Origin of the sequence: Acidovorax sp. (assembly GCF_027492855.1) — a bacterium.
Lineage (GTDB): Bacteria > Pseudomonadota > Gammaproteobacteria > Burkholderiales > Burkholderiaceae_C > Acidovorax.
The window spans coordinates 368,722-386,626 of record NZ_JAPUDY010000099.1; the positions used below are offsets into that span (position 1 = coordinate 368,722).

Below are 17,905 nucleotides of genomic sequence, written 5' to 3' on the forward strand. Positions count from 1 at the left end.
TGCCCCAGGCGCTGCCGCACCTGGGGGGCGCACAGGTCCATTCCGGAGCAGACCCCACCGCCACCGGAACCAGGAGACCTGCCCCATGAACGCCCCCGACCCCCACGCCAAGCTGGCCGCCCCCGAGAAGTTCGCCGAGTTGCTCGCACGCACGCGTGAGCCCTTTCCCGCATCGCGCAAGGCCTATATCCCCGGCCAACTGCACGCCGACCTGCGCGTGCCTGTGCGCGACATCGCTCTCACCAACGGCGAGCTGGTCAGTGTGTACGACACCTCCGGCCCCTACACCGACCCCGAGTCCGTGATCGATGTGCGGCGTGGCTTGGCCAGCGTGCGTGGCGGCTGGATCACCGGCCGTGGCGACGTGGAACACTACGAAGGCCGCGCCCCCGTGGCGCTGGACGACGGCCAAAAAAGCGAAGACGCCACCCGCCTGGCCCAGCTGCGCGCCGAGGCAGCCGCACTGCAGCGCAAGCCCCTGCGCGCCAAAAGCGGCGCTAACGTCACGCAGATGCACTACGCCAAGAAGGGCATCGTCACCCCCGAGATGGAGTACGTGGCCATCCGCGAAAACGGCAAGCGCGAGTGGATGCAGCAGTACATGGCCGATGCGGGCCGCGAGCAGCGCCTGATGGGCAACCCCATGGGCGCGAGCATCCCGCGCATCATCACCCCGGAATTTGTGCGCGACGAAGTGGCCCGGGGCCGCGCCATCATCCCCGCCAACATCAACCACCCCGAGGTGGAGCCGATGGCGATTGGCCGCAATTTCCTGGTCAAGATCAACGCCAACATCGGCAACTCGGCCGTCACGTCCAGCATCGAAGAAGAAGTCGAAAAGCTCGTGTGGGCGATCCGCTGGGGCGCCGACAACGTGATGGACCTCTCGACCGGCAAGAACATCCACACCACGCGCGACTGGATCGTGCGCAACTCGCCCGTGCCCATTGGCACCGTGCCGATCTACCAGGCGCTCGAAAAAGTGGGCGGCGTGGCTGAAGACCTCACCTGGGCGATCTTCCGCGACACACTGATCGAGCAGGCGGAGCAGGGCGTGGACTACTTCACCATCCACGCTGGCGTGCGCCTGGCCTACATCCACCTCACGGCGCAGCGCCGCACGGGCATCGTCTCGCGCGGGGGCTCCATCATGGCCAAGTGGTGCATGGCGCACCACCGCGAAAGCTTTTTGTACGAGCACTTCGAGGACATCTGCGACATCATGAAGGCGTACGACGTGTCGTTCAGCCTGGGTGACGGCCTGCGCCCCGGCTGCGCGTCCGATGCCAATGACGAAGCGCAATTTGCCGAGCTGCACACGCTGGGCGAGCTGACCCAGGTGGCCTGGAAACACGACGTGCAGACCATGATCGAAGGCCCTGGCCATGTGCCCATGCACATGATCCAGGCCAACATGACCGAGCAGCTCAAGACCTGCCACGAGGCCCCGTTCTACACCCTGGGCCCGCTGACCATCGACATCGCACCCGGCTACGACCACATCGCCAGCGCCATCGGTGCCGCCATGATCGGCTGGATGGGCACGGCCATGTTGTGTTACGTGACGCCCAAGGAACACCTGGGCCTGCCCGACCGCGACGACGTCAAGCAAGGCATCATTGCCTACAAGATCGCCGCGCATGCGGCCGACGTGGCCAAGGGCCATCCAGGCGCCCGCTCGCGCGACGATGCACTCAGCCAGGCACGTTTCGACTTCCGCTGGCAGGACCAGTTCAACCTGGGCCTGGACCCGGAGACGGCCAAGGAATACCACGACGAAACCCTGCCCAAGGACTCGGCCAAGGTGGCGCATTTCTGCTCGATGTGCGGCCCCAAGTTCTGCTCGATGAAGATCACGCAGGAAGTGCGTGACTTTGCCGCGCAAAAGGGCCTGGCCGAGGCGGAAGCCTTGACCCAGGGCATGGAAACCAAGGCGGCCGAGTTTCAGCGCGGGGGCGGCGAGTTGTACATCCCTCTCAAACCTGTCTGATTAGCGCAACTACTGGCCCTGCGGATTCGCTTCAAAAAATCCGTGGGGCCGTGCTTACCCTGTGCGGCGGCGGCGGCGGCCGGGCCTATAGTCCCGCCTAACTTCCGGTCCAGAAGGCCGGAGGATGGGTGCGGCACTAAATTTGCTGTGCTTGACGATCTCTCACAAAAACCTAAGGAAGAGCCATGAATGCTCTCGGCCGCTTCTCCATCCGTACACGACTCTACTTTGGTACCGTCTTTTCCCTGATTCTTTTGATCGTTATCGGAGCCATGGGTTATGTGGCCCTGGACCGCACGCGCGGCACGCTGCAGGTGCTGTTTTCCGAGCGGGTGCAGACGCTGACCGACATGTCCGACCTGCGCACCACGCTGGGCGACCTGCGCCGGGTCGAAAAGGACATCATCATCAATTTCAACAACACGGTAGAGGTTTCCGCACTGCGCGAAACCTGGGCCAAAACCCTGGCGGCGCTGCGCAAGAGCCTGGCCGATGTGCGCCAGGTGCAGTCGGACGAGCCCGCTTTTGTCGATTCCATCGACAAGTCGCTGGCCGAGATCAAGCTGTATGAAACCGGTATCGTCCCCATCTTTGCGCAGATCGAGCAGGCGCAACTCGACGGCGCGGGCGGCGGCGCCTATGCCAACCGCCTCAAGGTCCACATGGACGCCACCGACCAACTGTTCTCCAGCCTGGCTGCGTCGGCCCGTGCGCAGATGGACGAGGCTCGCGCGGGTGTGGAGCTGCGCACCTCCACCATGTCGGCGCTTATCGGCATCGGACTGGTGTTGGGGCTGGCGGTGCTGATTCCGCTCACCTTCTTCAGCGTGCGCTCCATCACCAAATCCCTGGGGCAGGCCCAGGAACTGGCCGAGCGCATTGCCAGCGGCGACCTGTCGCACGACGTGGCTCCCATGAACCAGGACGAGGTGGGCCAACTGGTGTCGGCCATGGGCCGCATGCAGGACTCGTTGCGTGGCCTGGTGCGCCAGGTGCAGGACGCGGCGGGCAACATCTCCACCGCCAGCTCCGAGATCGCCAGCGGCAACCATGACCTGAGCCACCGCACCGAGCAGACGGCGGCCAACCTCGAAGAAACTGCCTCATCGATGGAGGTGCTGACCAGCACGGTGCAGCAAAGCGCACAGTCCTCGCGCCAGGCCAGCGACTTCGCTTCGTCGGCCGCCGAAGTGGCGGCGCGCGGCGGCGCCGTGGTGTCGCAGGTGGTGACCACCATGGACCAGATCACCACCAGCTCACGCAAGATCGCCGACATCACGGGTGTGATCGACTCCATCGCCTTCCAGACCAACATCCTCGCGCTCAACGCCGCTGTGGAGGCCGCGCGGGCCGGTGAGCAGGGCCGGGGTTTTGCCGTGGTGGCCAGCGAGGTGCGCAACCTCGCGCAGCGCAGCGCCGAGGCCGCCAAAGAGATCAAGGGCTTGATCGGTTCGTCGGTGGAGCGGGTGGAAGACGGCTCGCGCCTGGTGAGCCAGGCGGGCCAGACCATGACCGAGATCGTGAGCAGCGTGCGCCGCGTGTCCGACATCATTGGCGAAATCACCGCCTCGTCGGCCGAGCAGAGTGACAACATTGGCCAGATCAGCCAGTCGGTGTCGCAACTCGACCAGATGACACAGCAGAACGCCGCGTTGGTGGAGCAGTCCACCGCCGCGTCCGAATCGCTCAGGGAGCAGGCGCACCAACTGACCGGCGCTGTCAGCCAGTTCAAGCTGCAGGAGGGCGCATTCTCGGCCGCTGGTGTGTCAGCGCCTGCTGCGCCAGCCGTGGTCTCTGCGGCACGCCGGCCTGCGTTGCAGATTCCGGTAGGTTGATGGTGTTTTTAGCTGCTAGCGCTTATTGAATAAGCGCTAGCAGCTATTAAAAATATAGCGACTTCAATCCCGCGTCACACGCAACACCTCTTCGCGGCTGGTGATGCCCGCGGCGATCAGGCGCTCGGCGTCCTCGCGCATCAGGGCCATGCCGTCGGCCATGGCGGCGGTGCGGATGTCGGCCTCGGAGGTCTGGTTGTGGATCTGCGCGCGGATGGCGTCGGTGGTCACCAGCAGCTCGAACACACCGGTGCGGCCGGTGTAGCCCGTGTGGCCGCAGGCATCGCAACCCGCGCCGTGGCAATGGCTGCAGTATTTGCGCACCAGGCGCTGGGCCAGCACGCCCAGCAGGGATGACGACAGCAGGAAGGGCTCCACGCCCATGTCGGTCAGGCGCGTCACGGCGCTGGCGGCGTCGTTGGTGTGCAGGGTGGCCAACACCAGGTGACCGGTGAGCGAGGCCTGGATGGCGATCTGCGCGGTCTCGAAGTCGCGGATTTCGCCGATCATGATGATGTCCGGGTCTTGCCGCAGGATGGCGCGCAGGGCCTTGGCAAAGGTCAGCTCGATCTTGCTGTTGACCTGGGTCTGGCCCACGCCCGGCAGCTCGTATTCGATGGGGTCTTCCACCGTCATGATGTTGTTGCGCGTGGCATCAAGCCGCCCCAGGCCTGCATACAGCGTGGTGGTCTTGCCCGAGCCCGTGGGGCCGGTCACCAGGATGATGCCGTGCGGCTGGTTGATCAGGCCTTCAAAGCGCCGCAGCGTTTCGCCCTGCATGCCCACGGCTTCCAGGCTGAGCTTGCTCTCGCTCTTGTCCAACAGGCGCAGCACGGCGCGCTCGCCATGGGCGCTGGGCAGGGTGGACACGCGCACGTCGATGGCGCGGGTGCCCAGGCGCAGGCTGATGCGGCCGTCTTGCGGCAGGCGTTTTTCCGAAATATCGAGGTCGGCCATGATCTTCAAGCGCGAGATCAGCGCGGCGTGCAGCGCGCGGTTGGGCTGCACCACCTCGCGCAGCGTGCCGTCCACCCGAAAACGTACGCTGCTGTGGCGCTCGTAGGGCTCGATGTGGATGTCGCTCGCGCCGTCGCGCGCGGCCTGCGTGAGCAGGGCGTTGAGCATGCGGATGATGGGCGCGTCGCCCGCCGACTCCAGCAGGTCTTCCACCGCAGGCAGCTCCTGCATCATGCGCGAGAGGTCGGCGTCGCTTTCGACCTCGCTCACCACGGTGGCCGCACTCGATTCGCTGTGCGAATAGGCCGCGCTGATGCGCTGGGCCAGGCCGGGCGCGTCGAGCGGCAACAACTGCTGCACGGGGTGCTTGCGCAGCACCTCGGACAGCGCGCCCGCATCGGGGCTGGGGCCGTGCCACAGCACCAACTGGTGGCCGTCGTCCTCCAGCAGCAGTTGGGCGGTGCGCGCAAAGGCGTAGGGCAGGGGGTGGCGCATGCGTCGTGGGCCCTTCAGCGTGGCGTGGTGGCGGGCTCTGGGGCCAGCAGGGGCTGCGCGGGCACGGCAGCGCTGGCCGCAGGCTCGGCGCGGGCGGGCAGCGGGGGCAGCACCGGCGCACCCGACACCGACCGCAGCATGGTGCTCGGTGCGGGCTGCGTGGCTTGCTGCAGCGCCCGGATGGCCTCGTAGCGGTCCACCATCAGCGCGTCGCTGGTGGCGGTGTCGCGCACCACGATGGGGCGCAGGAACACCATCAGGTTGGTTTTGTTGCGTTTGCGGTTTTCGCTGCGGAACAGGCCGCCCACCACGGGCAGGTCGCCCATCACCGGCACCTTGTCTTCGCCCTGCGAGTAGCTGTCTTCCAGCAGGCCGCCGATCACGATGATGCTGCCGTCGTCCACCACCACGTTCGACTCGATGGAGCGTTTGCTGGTGGTGGGGCCGTTCACGGCGCTCAGGGTGTTGCCGTCGATCTTGGAGACCTCCTGGTAGATCGCCATCTTCACCGTGCCGTTTTCGCTGATCTGCGGGCGCACCTTGAGCATCAGGCCCACGTCCTTGCGCTCTACGGTAGTGAACGGGTTCACTGCACCGCTATTGCCCCCGGTGTTGGCATAGGAGCCGGTGACGAAGGGCACGTTGTTACCGATGATGATGCGCGCCTCTTCGTTGTCCAGCGTCATCAGGTTGGGGGTGGAGAGCACGTTGGCATCACCGCTGTTTTGCAAAAAGTTGGCCAGCGCGCCCAGGTAGTACTGGCCGTTGATGCGCGGTGCCAGGCCGAAATTCAAACCGTTGCTCAGACCACTCGATCCTGTTAGGCCCGAGACATTGCCTGTGGCCAGAGCGGCCGCAGCGGTCAGGATGTTGGCGCCAGAGACGCTGGAGTTGGTGCCGATCACGCCAACCGTGCCGTCGCCCTGCTTGCCCAGGATGCCCTGCCACTGGATGCCGAATTCGGCCACCTTGTTGGCCGAGACCTCGACGATCAGGCTTTCCACCAGCACCTGCGCGCGGCGGCCGTCGAGTTTGTCGATCACGCTGCGCAACTGGCGGTACAGCGGCTCGGGCGCGGTGATGATGAGCGAGTTGGTGGTGGGGTCGGCCTGGATCAGGCCGCCGGTGGACGGCTGGTTGTTGTTGGTGCTGCTGGTGCCCATGCTGCCCGCGCCAAAGCCCAGGCCGGAGTTGCTGCCACCGGAGTTGGCAGCGCCGCTGGTGTTCAGTATGCCGCCCGCGCTCAGCCCGGTGCTGGGCGCCGGTGCGCTGCCGCCGCCGCTGGCACCGGCACCGCCGCTGGCGCCGCCCATGGCCGCCATGGCGGCGCGCAGCGTGGTGGCCAGCTTGGTGGCGTCGGCGTTCTTCAAATAGACCACGTGGATGTTGCCGTTGGCCGCGCTGCTGCCGGGGGCGGGCGGCTGGTCGAGCCGCTCCACCAGCGCACGCACCTGGGCCACGCGGGCCGGGTTGGCTGCGCGCAGGATGAGGGAGTTGCTGCGCGGCTCGGCGATCAGCGCGGTTTTGAACGAGGTGTCGGCCTGGCCGGGCACCGCTGCGGGGGCGCCGGCGCCGCTGCCGCCGTCGATGAGGCGGGCCACCAGGGGCGCCAGGTCGGAGGCGATGGCGTTGCGCAGCGGAATCACCTCCACGTCGCTGGCGTTGGAGACGTCCATCGCTGCCACGATGCGTGCCAGGCGCTGTAGGTTGTCTGCGTAGTCGGTGATCACCAGCGAGTTGTTGCCGGGGTTCACGTTGATGGTGTTGTTAGGGCTGATCAGGGGGCGCAGCACCGGCACCAGGTTGGCGGCGTTCTCGAAGTTGAGCTTGAAGATCTGGGTGACGATCTGCCCGCCGCTCGGTGCACTGCCCGCGCTGCCTTGCACCACGCTCACGCTGCCGCCCTGCAGCTTGGCGTCTGCCTCGGGCACCACCTTGTACAGGCCCGCGGCCTCCACCACCGTGAAACCTTGCAGCCGCAGCGCCGCCAGGAACTGCTGGAAGGCTGCGGCGGGCGTGACGGCGCGCTCGGTCACCAGGTTGAGCTGGCCTTTCACGCGCGGGTCCACCACCACGTTGCGGCCGGTGATGGTGGCCATGGTGCGGGCCACGGCCTCGATCTCGGCGTTGGCGAAGTTCAGCGTGACGGGTTCGCTGGGGCGCACGCTGCCCGTGCGGGTGTCGATGGCGGTTTGTGCGCCAATTTGGCCGCTGGCGCTCGCTAATAAAGCGCTGGCAGCTATTGTTTTAATAGTAAAACGCAGGCGTGGTGAAAGCAGGAAAGTCATAGGTTCAACCCACGGTGATGATGGAGCGCGCGCCGTTGCGCCGTCCGATGATGTTCAGAAGATTCGACAGCGCCGCTTCGCGCTCGGGGGCGGCGCTGGCTTCGCCCGCGAAACGCAGGCGCTGGCCCACCCATTGGCCGGTGCCGCTGAGCTGCAGCGCGCCGTCCAGCGTGCTGAGCGTGAGCGTGGGCACCTCGCCGCCCTGCAGGGCCAGCCGGTAGCTGCCCATGGGCCGCAGAGTGGACAGGCGCGAGGACATGGCCCGCGCATCCAGTTGTACCTGGCCGCCCAGCACCATGCGCCCGGCGGTCCAGCGCATCGTGAGGGCGCGGGTCTGCAGCGCCAGTTGGCCCTGGGGCTGCAAGGTGTTCCAGGGTGTGCCCAGGCCTGCGAGCAGTGCAGCGGGCCACTGGCTCTGGCCGTCGGCCACGTTCACTGCCATGCCGGCCCAACGGGCCTGCACCTGGGCGCGCAGGGGTTCGGGGGTGCAGCAACTGGCCCGCAGTTGCGCGCTCAGGCCAGTGAGCGCGGGGCGCAGCCGCCAGTCCACGCGGCCGGGCAATGCGGCACTGTCTTTGCTGGCGTTGCCACCCGTGAGCACCAGTTGGGCCGAGCCGGTCCAGACCGTGCCCCGCGCCTGCAGCAGTTGCACTTGGCCCTGGGTGGCGCGGGCCACGCCCTGGGCCAACCAGTGGGCAGGGGCAAAGGCGACCATGGCGGGCAGCCCCCCGGCCAGGGCGCCCGCCAGTGCCCAGCCCCATGCGGGGCGCGGGGCAGAGCCAGGGGCGGAGCGTGTACGGTGGTGGGTGCGGGTCACAGGCGGTTGGGCTCGGCGATTCAGCGGGCAGCAGCGGCGGTTGGCAGGGCCAGCACCAGGGTGCCGTCCCAGCGGGGCATGGCGATGGGTGCGCTGCCCAGGGTGGCGGGAGCGGCGGGGGCTGCCGCAGCGGCGCTGCGGGTCAGGCGCGCTTCGAGCGGGGTGGCGCGTGCATTGCTGCGCGCCTGGGCCAGCCACTGGGCCAGCGCATCGGCCGATGCGCCCTTGAGGGTGATGGTGGCACGGTCGCCCGCCACATTGAGCTGCGCCGTGTTGCCCAGGCGCTGCGTCAGGGCGCTGCGCAGCGCGCCGGTGGTGTCGCCAGGGGGGCTGGCGGGCGCGGCCTGCAGTTGTTGTGCCTCGGCCTGCAGGCTGTGCATGCGCTGCAGTTGGGCGTCGAGCGCGGCGTGGCGTGCGGGGGCGGCGCGCAGCGTGGCCAGGGCGGGGGCAATGGCTACCCACCACAGCAGGGCCAGCGCCACCAGGGCACCGGCGGCCAGCACCAGGTTTTGCTCGCGCGGGGCCAGGGCTTTCCAGCGCTCCTGCAGCGGGGAGGATGCGGGTTTTGTCGTCATGGGCTCACCTCGGGGCGCAGCAACAGGCTGCCATCGTCCATGCGTGCCCGGTAGCCTGCGGCCTGCAGGCGGGCCGACAGAGCGGTTTCTTCATCGGGCGCCAGTGCCACGCCGCGCAGGCGCAGCTCGCCAGGGGTGTATTCGATGCCGCTGGGCAGGCGGCCGTCGGGCAGCGCGGCACCTGCGGCGGCCAGCAGGGGCTCCAGGTCGCGGGCCGAGACGCTGCCTGCGGCCTGCCGCAGTTGGGCCAGTTCACGCTCCATCTGCACGGGCGCATCGACCACCACCTGCACCTTGGGGAAGGTCTGGGTGAGCGCGGCGCGCACCCCGGCCTGCTTGGCCGCCAGCGCCTGGCGCTCTTGCCAGGCCCAGGCGTTGAGTCCTACCAGGTGCGCCAGCACCAGCAGCGCGGCGCCCCAGCGCGCGGCGCGCCATTGCGGGGCGTTCAGCAAGGTGCTGACCAGGCTGCCTGCCTTGCGCAGGGCGCGGGAGCGGCTGGAGCTGGCCAGATCGAACTGGGCCAGGTCCCAGTCGCCGCGTGCGGCGTCCAGGGCGCGCTGGCTGGTGGTGTACAGAGTCGCGCGCTGCCCCAGTATCTGCTCGGTCAGCGCCGCCACGGCGGGTTCGGCCCGCACGGCCAGGGCGTCGTCGTCAGGGTGGGCCGCATCGGCGGCGGGCATGCCAGCGCGCGCCAGCGCCAGGGCCATGGGCGCCAGGGGCAACACGGCCACGCCCTGGTCTGCGCCTTGGCCGGTGAGCACCACGAAGGCTTCTTCAGGGGTGCCCAGCGCACACAGTTCGGGGCTGCCACTGGCGGTGGGGCCGGGGGCGAATTCGGGCACCACGCGGGCCACGCGGCGGCCTGCGGCCTCCAGTGCCTGCAGGTGCTCGCGCAGCCAGGCGCGGTCGCACACGGCCACCCACACGGGCGCGCCGCTGTGTGCACCGGGCTGCAGGGCGAAGTGCAGTTGGGCGGCATCGTCGAGCACGCGGTCTTCGAGCAGGCCTTCAAGCACCGAGCGCAGGCGCGGCGTTTGCTGGCCCGCGCCCAGGGGCACGCCTGCGGGCATCTGCACGCGCTGCCACGACAGCGCGCGTGCGGGCACCACGGCCACCACTTCGCCGCCGGGGCGTGTGGGCTCGGGCAACAGGGTGGCCGGTGCGGTGGCATGGCGCAGGGCGGAGTGGCCGTCTGCCGTCAGCGTGTAGCTGTATTCGGTGGCGGTCCCCGGCCGGGCGGGCGGCAGGAAAAGGATGAGGGTGCTCATGAACAGGTTTTGCGGGCCATTTTAGGGGGCGGGCGGCGCGTCAGCGCTGAGGCTCGGGGCCTGTGTCCCGGTCGAAGGCGCCGCGCTCGCGCCACAGCGTGACGACATCGATGCCCTGCTTGCGGACCAGCGAGCGCTCGTCCACCATGGCATCGCCCAGGCGCAGGCGGCCCCGCACTTCAAAGTAAGAGGACGCAACGGTCAGTGCCACGTCGGGGATGTCAATGCTGGCGCCCACCAGGTCGCGCACCTCGCTGAGCGTGCGAAAGTGCCGTGCCTCGCGGGCCTGCACGATTTTTTGGGCGCTGGCGGCGTCCAGCCCGTCGATGGCGGCCATCACCACCTCGATGTCGGCGGTGTTGATATTGACGCGCGTGCGCACCGGCAGCAGGGCCACGTGGGGTGCGAGGGCGGCCACGGTGTCTGGGGTCAGGCCCAGCCATCCCAGTTGGGAGATGGTGGGGGGCATCAGCGGGGCGGCGCTGCTCTCGCTGCCCGCACCGGCCTGGGCCCTGCGCATGCCATCCACCAGCAGGCTCAACTGCTGGGCGGGCAGGTTCAGGCGCTCGAACAGGCGGGAGAACTGGCGCAGGGGCAGCTCCTGCACCTGCCCGCCTTCCACCAGGTTGGCGATGTTCAGGCGGCCCTGCATGTCGGTGATCTGGCCCGAAAGGAAGGCCTCTGTGGTGTCGGTGCTGGCGTCGTCCACCTGTGCCACGTTGCGGTCTGCCGCCAGAAAGGTGGACAGGCGCGCCTCTTGCAGCGGCACGGCCCAGGGCTCGGCCAGGTGGTCGGCGCCGCCCGATCGGCCGTCTTCGCGCAGGATCAGCCGCGACCAGTCGAGCGCGCCGATCAGGATCCAGGTGGACTGCACATGGCCGCGCTCGGCGGTTTCGACCTCCACCGCTCGCCACTGCTGCCACATGGCGGCAGCAGCGAAGGTGGCGACCAGCGTGACGGTGAGCATGGCGGCGAGCAGGGCGGCGCCCGCCTGGGCGACATGCAGTGTGCGACCGTTGGGGCTGATCATGACCTGCCTCCACCCAAAACCGGATTGACCCAGTCGCGGGTGAGTTGGCCGGCCAGCGCCTGGCCCGGCGGCAGCGTGATCTGCAGGCGCACGCCGTCAGGGATGGCTGCCGTGCTGTCGCCCGGCGTGGTGCCTGTGCTGGACAGCGGGTTGGACCAGGCGCCGCCCCGGTAATAGAAGATCTGCCAGTTCTCGAGCGGCAGCAGCGTGATCTCGCGGCGCCGTTCGGCGTCGCCCGGCGTGCGCGCCCACTGGGCGGCCTGCTGCCAGGCCTGTTGCCATTCGGCGCGCGTGCGCACCGGGGGCGATTGCCAGCGCAGCCACTGGCCTGTGCCGCTGGCATTACGGCGCGTCCAGGCCACCACCAGCGCACCCTCGTCGGGCACCGCGCTGCTGCGGCGCGTGAGGCGCAGCACCTGGCCGTCCCAGTCGAGCGGCGTGGTGTTGGCAATGGGCATCAGCGCGTCCAGGTCGGTGCCCCATTGGCCGAGCGCGGCCTGCAGCACCAGCATTTCATCGGCGCGCTGGCGTGTGGATTCCTGCGCCCGCACCATGCCATCCAGCCCGCGCCAGCTCAGGATGGCGATCAGCGCCATCACGCCGATGGCCACCAGCAGTTCGATGAGGGTGAACCCGTGTTGCTGGTGAGCCGATGGGGTGGCCCTGTTTCGCCGCCGGGCTGCCCCAAGGCGAAACGCGGCCCCCTCGGGGGGCAGCGACGGCACGCAGTGCGGGAGCGTGGGGGCCATTTCAATACCGCCCGATGATGGTGGAAATGCGCAGGATGGAGTTCTCTCCATCCAGCACCTGCGCGTCGATGCGCCGAAAACTCGGGTTGGGCGTGGGGCGCACGATGGTCAGCACCTGCAACTGGCGTCCGGCCTGCTCGCAGGTCTGGCTGCTGTCGCCCACGCTGGGCATCTGGCGCGAGAGCCGGGCTTTGACCAGCTCGTTTTCTGCGCAGAGCTGGGCCAGCACGATGTCGGATTGCCGCAGGGCGTTGCGGGTGAGCGCCGTGGTGGCCTGCAGCCCCGCCATGAGCGCAATGGCCACGATGGCCAGCGCCACGAGCACTTCCACCAGGGTAAAACCGCGCTGCCTGCCGCGTATGGTGGTGTTGGCGGTCACTGCGCCGCGTCCACAGAAAACGGCCGCACGCCGTCGGTGGCAATGCGCAAGCTTCGTTCGGGGTGGGACTGGTGGGTGATCAGCACCTGCTGCGGGCCGATCAGGGGCTCGGGGCCCAGTTGCAGCACGGCGGGCCCGCGCACGGTGGTGCCTGCGTCCAGCCACTGGTTGGGCAAGGCCGCCTGCGCGCTGGGTGGCAGGCCGTCGAACCGGAAACCCTGCGGCACCGCGCGCCAGCGCACCGGGATGCCCCCGGCGCGCGACTGCGCACGGGCGGATTCGAGCAGCGCGGCCAGCCGGGCGGCTTCGCGTTCGAGCTGCGTCTGCCCGCTGTCGCGCAAAGCCAGCCCCACGCCCGCCGTGGCCAGGGCCATGATGCTGATGACCACCAGCAACTCAAGCAGGGTGAAGCCGCGTGGGCGGTTCATGAGATGGGGTGCAGCGGGGCTGCCGCAGTCACGGCGCCTGCAGAGGGCGTGCGGTCGCAGCGCCGGGCCGCCCCAAGCAAGGCCCGGCCCCCTTGGGGGGCAGGGAGCGACACGCAGTGCGCGACCGTGGGGGCACGGTTTCGCCGCCGGGCCGCCCCAAGGCGAAACGCGGCCCCCTCGGGGGGCAGGGAGCGACACGCAGTGCGCGACCGTGGGGGCCACATTTCTTTACTGCCAGCTGCCAATGTCGGCGTCCTTGCCCTCGCCGCCCGAGACCCCGTCGGCGCCGAACGACATCACGTCGATCTCGCCCTTGATGCCGGGGTTCAGGTATTGGTAGGGACGGCCCCAGGGGTCGTTGGGCAGTTTTTCGAGGTACAGCTTCCAGTTGCCCGGCACCGGGCCCGAGGTGGGCTTGATGATCAGCGCCTGCAGGCCCTGCTCGGCCGTGGGGTAGCGCTGGTTGTCCAGGCGGTAGAGCTTGAGCGCCTGCATCACGTTGGTGATGTCGGTGCGGGCGGCCGTCACGCGGGCGTCGTCGGCGCGCTCCAGCACGTTGGGCACGATGAGCGCGGCCAGCACCCCAATGATCACGAGGACCACCATCAGCTCGATGAGGGTGAAACCACGGGCCGCCTTCTTGGCAAGGCGGCGGCTGGCGGAGCGCACGAAGAGGGGAAAAGATGTGTTCACTGCAGGCGGTCTCTCGGGATGGTCGAATCGCGTGAATCATAATCGCCGCATGGTGACCAATTCGTACAGCAAATGGGGCGTCCGCCTGGGAACCCTGGCGCTCTGGGCCGCGGCCGGTGCCAGCCTGGTTTTCTGGGGGCTGCGCCTGTCTGCGCCCTCGGCGTCGGCCATGGCGCCCGTGGTGGCGCCCGCCGCCGTGGCGCTCGACGCCCAGGCCCTGTCGCGCCTGCTGGGGGCGCAGCCCTCGGCGCCCGGTGCCTCTCCCCTGGCGCCGGTGGCATCGCTGGCGAGCCGGTTCACGCTGATCGGAGTGTTGTCGGGCCGCAGCAGCGGTGGCGGCGCGGCGCTGATTGCGGTGGACGGCAAGCCCGCCAAGCCGTTTCGTGTGGGTGCGGCCGTGGACGATGGGCTGGTGCTGCAGGCCTTGGGGCCGCGCCAGGCCCAGTTGGGCGGCCAGGTCGGCGGGCCCGCTGCGGTGACGCTGGACATGCCGCTCAAGCGATAGATCGCCTTGCGGCGGTGGCCCGTCAGGGCCTTCTCAGCCCAGATCCCGAATTTCCCATTCCCCCCAGCCCGGCGCCGCCACGGGCCAGTCTTCCGAGCGGGGCATCACGCCCTCGCCATGCAATTGCAGCCAGGCCACACAGCGCGCCACGCCTGCATGGGTGATCCACACCACGTCTTGGCCGCCGCTGTCCACTTGGCGAGCGGCCGCCAGCGCCGATGCAACGCGCGCCAGCATCGCCGCCAGGCTTTCGCCTCCGCCGGGCGCGTGGGTGGCAAAGGCGGCCGTCCAGGCGTCGATGTCGCGTTTTGCGATGGTGCTCCAGACCCGGCCTTCCCACGCGCCGAAATCCATTTCGCGCAGGCGAGGGTCAGGGTTTGGTGCCAAATCAGGCCTTAGCGCTTGCAGGGATTGCGCTAACTGCTCACATCTTTGTAGCGTTGAGGTGTGCAGCGACGCGCCATGTGGCAAGGCATCGGCCAGTGCGCGGGCGGCCAGCGCAGTTGCCGTGGGGTCGGCGGGCATGTCCAGCGACCCGTAGCAGGTGCCCGGTGCCACTTGGGGGGCGGCGTGGCGCACCAGCCACAGGCGGGTGCCGAGGTGGGAGGTCATGTTGCCCAGCGCAGGCTCAGCGCGGCCCCCAGGTAAAAACCGATCTCGCTGACCTGCTGCGTGGCGCCCAGGCAGTCGCCCGTGAAGCCCTGCAATCGGCGTGCAAACCAGCGCGCCATCCAGGCAGCGGCGAGTCCACTCACAGTGATGGATGCTATCAAATAAATAGCTGATAGCGCATATCCAACAAGCGCTAGCGGCAAAAAACACCATAAACCTGCTGCCACCAGGGCGTGGCCGGCAATCTGGTCGGCCAGTGGCTTGCTTTTGGAGCGCGCCGTGTCGCCCACATGCGGCAGGCTGCGCACGATAAGGAGGGGCCAAAAACGCGACAGCACATGCGCGCCCACCAGGGCCGCAAGAGCGGCCTGCAGGCTGTGCGTGCCCAGCAGCGCCAGCAGGCTCAGCTTGGCAAGCAGGGCCAGCACCAGCGCCATGGCGCCATAGGCGCCGATGCGCGAGTCCTTCATGATGTCGAGCGCGCGCTCGCGGTCGGCGCTGCCGCCCAGGCCATCGGCCACGTCGGCCAGGCCGTCTTCGTGAAAGCCACCCGTCATCAACACGGTGGCGATGGTGCTCAACACGGCCGCGACGGCGGGTGCCAGCGGGTTGGGCGCCAGCGCCAGGGATAGCCCCGCATAGACACCCACAGCCAGCAGGCCTGCCAGCCAGCCGATGCCGGGGAAATGCGCGGCGCTGGCGCGCAGCATGGCCGGACTGAAACCCACCCAGGCCGCCAGCCGCCCGGTGACGGGGATGCGGGTGAAGAACTGCACGGCCAGCAGGTAGTGGCGCAGGGCTTGCATGGCGCGTGGTGTCAGTTTGCTTCTAATTTGATAGCTGCTTGCGCTTATTGATCAAGCGCTAGCGGCCATTTTTGTCATGAAGATTGCTTGGCGCGCAGAAACAGCCGGTAGGCCGGGTTCTGCGTTTCTTCTACGCAGGGGTAGCCCAGCGTGGACAGGAAGGTGTCGAAGGCGGCCGTGTCGCCGGGCGGCACTTGCATGCCCACGAGAATGCGGCCGTAGTCCGCACCCTGGTTGCGGTAGTGAAAGAGCGAAATGTTCCAGTTGGGCTGCATCAGGCTCAAAAACTTGAGCAGCGCGCCGGGGCGCTCGGGGAAGGTGAAGCGCATCAGGCGCTCGTCCTGTGCCAGGGCCGAGTGGCCGCCCACCAGGTGGCGCAGGTGCTCCTTGGCCATCTCGTCGTGGGTGAGGTCCAGTGTCTCGAAGCCATGGCGGCCGAAGTTCTTGGCGATTTTTTCCGATTCGCCCCGGCCATTGGTCGTGAGGCCTACGAACACGTGGGCCTGGGTGGAGTCGCTGATGCGGTAGTTGAACTCGGTCACGTTGCGCGCGCCGCCGGGCAGGCTGCCCACTACCTCGCAAAAACGGCGGAAGCTGCCGCGCTCCTCGGGGATGGTGACGGCGAACAGGGCTTCGCGCTCCTCGCCCACCTCGGCGCGCTCGGCCACGAAGCGCAGGCGGTCGAAGTTCATGTTGGCGCCGCACAGAATGGCGGCGTAGGTCTCGCCCTTGGTCTTCTTCGCGGCCACGTACTGCTTGATGGCGGCCACGGCCAGCGCGCCTGCGGGCTCGACGATGCTGCGCGTGTCCACGAATATGTCTTTGATGGCGGCGCAGACGGCGTCGGTATCGACGGTGATGAATTCATCCACCAGGCCCTGGGCCACGCGGAAGGTTTCCTCGCCCACGAGCTTCACGGCCGTGCCGTCGGAGAACAGGCCCACGTCGGGCAGCGTGACGCGCTGGTGCGCGTTGACGGACTGGATCATGGCGTCCGAGTCATTCATCTGCACACCAATCACCTTGATCTCGGGCCGCACGGCCTTGATGTAGTTGGCCACGCCCGACACCAGGCCACCGCCGCCAATCGCCACGAACACCGCATCGAGCTGGTTGCTGCCCAGGCTTTGCAACTGGCGCAGGATCTCCATGGCGATGGTGCCCTGGCCCGCGATGACCAGGGGGTCGTCGAAGGGGTGTACGAAGGTCAGGCCCTGCTCTTTTTCGAGCGTCACCGAGTGGCCGTAGGCGTCGGAATAGCTATCGCCAAACAGCACCACCTCGCCGCCCAGCGTCTTGACCGCGTCAATTTTGAGCTGTGGCGTGGTGGTCGGCATGACGATGACGGCGCGCGTGCCCAGCTTGTGGGCGCTCATCGCCACGCCCTGGGCGTGGTTGCCGGCCGAGGCGCAGATCACGCCGCGCGCAAGCTGCTCAGGCGTGAGGTGCGCCATCTTGTTGTAGGCGCCGCGCAACTTGAAGCTGAACACGGGCTGCTGGTCCTCGCGCTTCAGGAGCACCTTGTTGTGCAGGCGGCGGCTGAGGTTCTTGGCAGGCTCCAGCGCCGACTCGACGGCCACGTCGTAGACGCGGGCGGTCAGGATTTTCTTCAGGTAGTCGGCGGGGGTGAGGAGGTGCTGGGTCATGGCAGAGGCTGGGGAGTGCCCGCTCGGGCGCTGGGGGTCCACATCATAGGGGGTTGCCCTTGCGCGGCCGTGGATGCAGGTGGGGCAGGGGTGTCCGGGGCGGCACAGGCAAAAAAAAGCCCCGGGCCGTGAGGCCTGGGGCTAATCCATCCTTTGAGGAGATGGAGGAGACAATCGGTGCGGGGCAGGAGGCCAGGACAATGGGTCGGGGCTTTCTGCCATCTGCTTGTCATTCACTGAAAAGCAGCGCTTGTCGAGAAGTTTAGCGCGAGTCTTGCTGCAATGCAGCAAAATTCTTATCAAATTGATTTCGCCGAACCATTTCGTGCGAAAAAAGCCACGGGTCACAAAGGAGAAACACACATGGAATGCACAGTCAGTTGGACGGGCGGGGCCGGAACCCGGTCCGGCATGGGTTTTGTGGCCGAAACCGGCAGCGGCCATGTTTTGGCCATGGATGGCGCTCCGGATGCCGCCAACCCCGCCAACGGCGGCCAGAACCTGGCCCCTCGCCCCATGGAAACTGTGCTGGCGGGCACCGGTGGCTGCACGGCCTATGACGTGGTGCTGATACTCAAACGCGGCCGCCATGACGTGCGCGGCTGCAGCGTGAAGCTGACCACGGAGCGCGCCGAGATCGACCCCAAGGTTTTCATCAAAATCCACATGCACTTCACCGTCACCGGCAAGGGAATCCCCATCGCCGCCGTGGAGCGGGCCATTGCCATGAGCCATGAGAAATACTGTTCGGCCAGCATCATGCTGGGGAAAACAGCAGACATCACCACCGGGTTTGAGGTGCTGGAGGCCTGATCCAGGGGGGGCGGAGCGC

At 68.0% G+C, this 17,905-nt stretch carries 17 protein-coding genes; 4 read left to right on the top strand and 13 right to left on the bottom strand.

What is annotated here, in order from left to right:
- Positions 1–112 precede the first annotated feature (112 nt).
- Positions 113–1,990: a phosphomethylpyrimidine synthase ThiC gene (thiC, locus tag Q0105_RS20015; RefSeq protein WP_298214461.1), complete on the top strand. Its 1,878-nt coding sequence runs from the start codon at positions 113–115 to the stop codon at positions 1,988–1,990.
- A 185-nt stretch (positions 1,991–2,175) separates the two neighbouring features.
- Positions 2,176–3,825, top strand: coding sequence for a methyl-accepting chemotaxis protein (locus Q0105_RS20020; protein WP_298214377.1), 1,650 nt, complete (start codon positions 2,176–2,178; stop codon positions 3,823–3,825).
- 63 nt (positions 3,826–3,888) lie between these two features.
- Here the strand turns inward: Q0105_RS20020 and Q0105_RS20025 are convergent, their stop codons facing one another.
- The 10 genes from Q0105_RS20025 to gspG all read right to left on the bottom strand — a co-directional run bounded on the left by Q0105_RS20025 (position 3,889) and on the right by gspG (position 13,480).
- On the bottom strand, positions 3,889–5,277 hold the full coding sequence (locus Q0105_RS20025; protein ID WP_298214379.1) for an ATPase, T2SS/T4P/T4SS family: 1,389 nt from the start codon (positions 5,275–5,277) through the stop codon (positions 3,889–3,891).
- Positions 5,278–5,291: 14 nt separating this feature from the next.
- Entirely contained in the window at positions 5,292–7,565 is a 2,274-nt protein-coding gene (gene gspD, locus Q0105_RS20030; protein ID WP_298214381.1) for a type II secretion system secretin GspD, read from the bottom strand.
- A gap of 4 nt (positions 7,566–7,569) precedes the next feature.
- Positions 7,570–8,313, bottom strand: a complete 744-nt coding sequence (gspN, locus tag Q0105_RS20035; protein ID WP_366145939.1) for a type II secretion system protein N — start codon at positions 8,311–8,313, stop codon at positions 7,570–7,572.
- Positions 8,314–8,402: 89 nt separating this feature from the next.
- Entirely contained in the window at positions 8,403–8,957 is a 555-nt protein-coding gene (gspM, locus tag Q0105_RS20040) for a type II secretion system protein GspM (protein WP_298214386.1), read from the bottom strand.
- Positions 8,954–10,225 carry a type II secretion system protein GspL gene (gene gspL / locus Q0105_RS20045; RefSeq protein ID WP_298214389.1) on the bottom strand — a complete coding sequence of 424 codons (1,272 nt, stop codon included), beginning with the start codon at positions 10,223–10,225 and terminating at the stop codon, positions 8,954–8,956. Before gspL ends, gspM begins: the two co-directional genes overlap by 4 nt.
- Positions 10,226–10,265: 40 nt before the next feature.
- Positions 10,266–11,255 carry a type II secretion system minor pseudopilin GspK gene (gene gspK / locus Q0105_RS20050; protein ID WP_298214390.1) on the bottom strand — a complete coding sequence of 330 codons (990 nt, stop codon included), beginning with the start codon at positions 11,253–11,255 and terminating at the stop codon, positions 10,266–10,268.
- Positions 11,252–12,004 carry a prepilin-type N-terminal cleavage/methylation domain-containing protein gene (locus Q0105_RS20055; RefSeq protein WP_366145938.1) on the bottom strand — a complete coding sequence of 251 codons (753 nt, stop codon included), beginning with the start codon at positions 12,002–12,004 and terminating at the stop codon, positions 11,252–11,254. Before Q0105_RS20055 ends, gspK begins: the two co-directional genes overlap by 4 nt.
- A gap of 1 nt (position 12,005) precedes the next feature.
- Complete coding sequence (gspI, locus tag Q0105_RS20060; protein WP_298214392.1) at positions 12,006–12,383, bottom strand: type II secretion system minor pseudopilin GspI; 378 nt, start codon at positions 12,381–12,383, stop codon at positions 12,006–12,008.
- Positions 12,380–12,811 carry a prepilin-type N-terminal cleavage/methylation domain-containing protein gene (locus Q0105_RS20065; protein WP_298214394.1) on the bottom strand — a complete coding sequence of 144 codons (432 nt, stop codon included), beginning with the start codon at positions 12,809–12,811 and terminating at the stop codon, positions 12,380–12,382. The genes gspI and Q0105_RS20065 overlap by 4 nt, the downstream gene beginning before the upstream one ends.
- A gap of 228 nt (positions 12,812–13,039) precedes the next feature.
- The gene (gspG, locus tag Q0105_RS20070; protein ID WP_298214465.1) at positions 13,040–13,480 is read right to left on the bottom strand and encodes a type II secretion system major pseudopilin GspG; all 441 of its coding nucleotides are present in this window, start codon (positions 13,478–13,480) and stop codon (positions 13,040–13,042) included.
- A gap of 73 nt (positions 13,481–13,553) precedes the next feature.
- Between gspG and Q0105_RS20075 the strand changes: the two genes are divergently transcribed.
- Entirely contained in the window at positions 13,554–14,009 is a 456-nt protein-coding gene (locus tag Q0105_RS20075) for a type II secretion system protein N (protein ID WP_298214396.1), read from the top strand.
- A 33-nt stretch (positions 14,010–14,042) separates the two neighbouring features.
- On the opposite strand, the gene Q0105_RS20080 is transcribed toward Q0105_RS20075, so the two are convergent.
- From Q0105_RS20080 to ilvA, 3 genes are all read right to left on the bottom strand, one after another.
- Positions 14,043–14,621, bottom strand: coding sequence for a histidine phosphatase family protein (locus Q0105_RS20080; protein ID WP_298214398.1), 579 nt, complete (start codon positions 14,619–14,621; stop codon positions 14,043–14,045).
- Entirely contained in the window at positions 14,618–15,427 is an 810-nt protein-coding gene (gene cobS, locus Q0105_RS20085; RefSeq protein ID WP_298214400.1) for an adenosylcobinamide-GDP ribazoletransferase, read from the bottom strand. Before cobS ends, Q0105_RS20080 begins: the two co-directional genes overlap by 4 nt.
- A 74-nt stretch (positions 15,428–15,501) precedes the next feature.
- On the bottom strand, positions 15,502–17,073 hold the full coding sequence (gene ilvA / locus Q0105_RS20090; RefSeq protein WP_298214402.1) for a threonine ammonia-lyase, biosynthetic: 1,572 nt from the start codon (positions 17,071–17,073) through the stop codon (positions 15,502–15,504).
- A gap of 363 nt (positions 17,074–17,436) precedes the next feature.
- Here ilvA and Q0105_RS20095 point away from each other — a divergent pair, with 363 nt between their 5' ends.
- Entirely contained in the window at positions 17,437–17,886 is a 450-nt protein-coding gene (locus Q0105_RS20095) for an OsmC family protein (protein ID WP_298214404.1), read from the top strand.
- The last annotated feature ends 19 nt before the right edge of the window (positions 17,887–17,905 follow it).